At 36.3% G+C, this 3033-nt stretch carries 2 protein-coding genes and 1 pseudogene; 2 read left to right on the forward strand and 1 reads right to left on the reverse strand.

Annotated features, from left to right (window positions below; genetic code table 11):
• The first annotated feature begins 144 nt into the window (after positions 1-144).
• Entirely contained in the window at positions 145-1224 is a 1080-nt protein-coding gene (locus D0T60_RS18315) for a LacI family DNA-binding transcriptional regulator (RefSeq protein WP_163219900.1), read from the forward strand.
• Between the two features lie 244 nt (positions 1225-1468).
• Here the strand turns inward: D0T60_RS18315 and D0T60_RS18320 are convergent, their stop codons facing one another.
• The gene (locus tag D0T60_RS18320) at positions 1469-2026 is read right to left on the reverse strand and encodes an RNA polymerase sigma-70 factor (protein ID WP_163219902.1); all 558 of its coding nucleotides are present in this window, start codon (positions 2024-2026) and stop codon (positions 1469-1471) included.
• Between the two features lie 164 nt (positions 2027-2190).
• Here D0T60_RS18320 and D0T60_RS18325 point away from each other — a divergent pair.
• Positions 2191-2940, forward strand: a pseudogene (locus D0T60_RS18325) (FecR family protein); the annotation flags it as partial.
• Between the last annotated feature and the right edge of the window lie 93 nt (positions 2941-3033).

Consider the following 3033-nt stretch of genomic DNA (forward strand, 5'->3'; position numbering starts at 1 on the left):
AACAGTGGACTTGATAATCTATCTGAAAAAATAATAGGCAGGAAAAGACACATTTTTATACGCTTGTGTGAAATATGAAAATTATCATGTACATTTGCCGCGTAATCATCTTATTTGTAAGAGAGAGGGTAGAGAAGTGGAATAATGGCGAAAAAAATCAGAATTAAGGATATTGCAGCATTGGCAGGAGTATCTGCGGGAACGGTAGATCGTGTTCTACATAATCGCGGTAGTGTGGCCGAAGATAAAAGACTAAAGATTGAGGAGGTACTCAAGAAGATGAATTACAGTCCTAACATTCATCTTTCTGCCATCTCTCTAAAGAAAACTTATAGATTTGTTATTGCCATTCCTGATTTTTCGGAAGGTGAATATTGGTTCTTTGCAGAAAAAGGCATCAGACAAGCTTTTGAAACTTACTCGGCTTTAGATATTGTATGCGAATTTTGTTATTATAATCATTTTGATCTTTTTTCGTGCAGAGACTCTTTCGAACAAGTAATCCTGCATAAACCCGATGCGGTGATTATCGGACCTACTTTCAGAGATGAAACCATTCACTTATCGAATCAGCTTTCTGATATGGGGATTCCTTATGTCTTTATAGATTCGGCTGTGGAAGGGGCTTCTCCATTAGCCTTTTACTCGTCCAACCCATATACGTGTGGGTATCTTATTGCCAAACTGATAACAAATATTACACCGAAGGGTGCCGATATTGCCCTCCTTCAAGCCATTAGAATAGGAGATGAGAGTGCCAATGCAACCATTTTGAGAAAAGCAGGATTCATGGCTTATTATAATGAGCATAATCTTCAGAATAAACTTTACCGGGTTAACTACTCGGCATTAGATAATGAACAGAATGAGAAATTATTAAATGATTTTTTCAAAGACAATCAAGAAACAAAAGGTGCTGTTATTTTAAACTCGAGAGCTCATGTAATTACAGATTATATGAAGAAGCATGAGATACATAATATAAAATTCGTAGGGATCGATCTTACCGAAAAGAATAATCAGGCAATCAGAGAAGGGTGTATTGATTTTCTTATCGGTCAAAGACCTGAACAACAGGGGTATATGGCTGTAAAAACACTGATTCAGTATTTAGTATTTGGTAAGAGTGCACAGGTTACCAATTATATGCCCATTGATATAATTGTAAAAGAGAACGCGGATTTATATAGCGGGTTAACAGATTTTGTACTTGATACCGATTAGTGGTTCGGGAAATAAGAATGTAAAAATATACAGTAAATGAGGTCTTAAATTGCCCATTTCAACTAAAAAGAGTAGAGCCGTCAAGTTTGCAAACTTGACGGCTCTACTCTTTGAACTTGACAGCTTTACTCTTTATACTTGACGGCTCTACTCTTTACCCTTCTCAGAGTGTCTATGAAAAGGGGTGTGGTTGCATTATTATAAATTTTGAGCTGCATAAGTATTCATTTTTGCTTAATGAAAGTTACTTGGAAATAAAGAGTAATAGTATAAGTGGCATATATTCTTTCAACTCTTTGCGCAGTATCTCTATCGTTTTTTGTTTGTACCGATTAATCGATTTCACACTAAGTTCCAACTCTTCTGCAATTTCGGCATGAGTTTTCCCCTTAAAGAAACTTTCTATAAATACGGTGCGGTAGTTTTCGGGAAGTTTGTCCAGCGCTTCATGTAGCATCCGGTATAACTCATCCAATGTATATACACTGTCCGGCTCTCTTTCGTAGATTGGTGCTTTCTTTTGAATGATCTCTGCGTAATTCCATTCATGTTCCTGATGTTTCAGAAAATTCAGGCATTTATTCTTAACGCACATTTTTATATAACCCAGCGCGGTTTCCGAGTTTAAATCGAATGAATCAATGTTGCTCCACAAGGAAGTGAATACGTCAGAAAAAATGTCTTCCCTTGTATCTTTATCCTCTACAAACCTTTTGGCATACAGGCAGAAAGGGGCATAGTAGGTTTCATAAAGTTTCCTAAACTCCTGTTCTTTACTGTTCTTTAATAAAAGGTTTCTCATATTATTTAGGACTGATTTAAAGTTTTGACTACACAAATATGCAAATAAGAAATAAACCTAAAAAATAAAAAAGAAAATTTTCGCATTTGCCTGTCCCTTTTTGAAAGTCTAAGTTGTATTATAGATGTAATTGCAATTATCAACATAGTTTTTTGAATGAGAATATGGAAAAAATGAATCCTGAATCATTGCTACGGGAAGCGCAGGCATTAGGAGAGGATATTAAAGAATTAGAATCTATTGATGTACAGCAAGCTTACCGGCAGATGCAACAGAAGATTAAAAACAATCGGCAGAAGGCGATTTATAATCAGTGGATGCGATATGCTGCATTCTTTACCCTGCCCTTGTTATTAACTTCGTTAGTGCTGGGTTATCTGTATTTTCAGGAACCGACAATAGATGATAAATATGCTGAAATCACAGCTGCTAAAGGTTCGGTGATTCGTTATGAACTCCCCGATCATTCAGTAGTATGGCTGAATGCAGGAAGCACCTTGCGCTTTCCAACAGTTTTCAGAGCAGATAATCGAAACGTGGAGTTGAAAGGAGAAGCTTATTTTGAAGTTGAAGCCGATTTAGAACGACCTTTTTATGTAAATACTTCCAACGGATTGAGCGTGCATGTATATGGAACAAAATTTAATGTAGCTGCTTATGAAGATGATGATTACATCGAAACCGTTCTCGAAAAAGGAAAAGTAAATGTAACAGCCCCCGGGCAGGAAACTGTGGTTCTGGCACCCGGCGAGCAATTACTTTTTGAAAAACAAAATGCTAAATTAACTAAGAATACAGTCGATGTATACGAGAAAGTAGCTTGGAAAGATGGCAAACTAATTTTTAGAAATGCTCCTCTTGATGAAATTTTCAAGAAAATTTCCAGGCATTTTAATACCGATATAGAATTTCATACGTAAATTAAGTTGTGCTCCCCACTGCCGAGGAGCGTTTTAAATCATTTTTCAATCTATTACTTTGAATTCAGACAAAAGAAAGAATAGCAC

This window comes from Bacteroides sp. 224 (assembly GCF_010500995.1).
Taxonomy (GTDB): domain Bacteria; phylum Bacteroidota; class Bacteroidia; order Bacteroidales; family Bacteroidaceae; genus Bacteroides.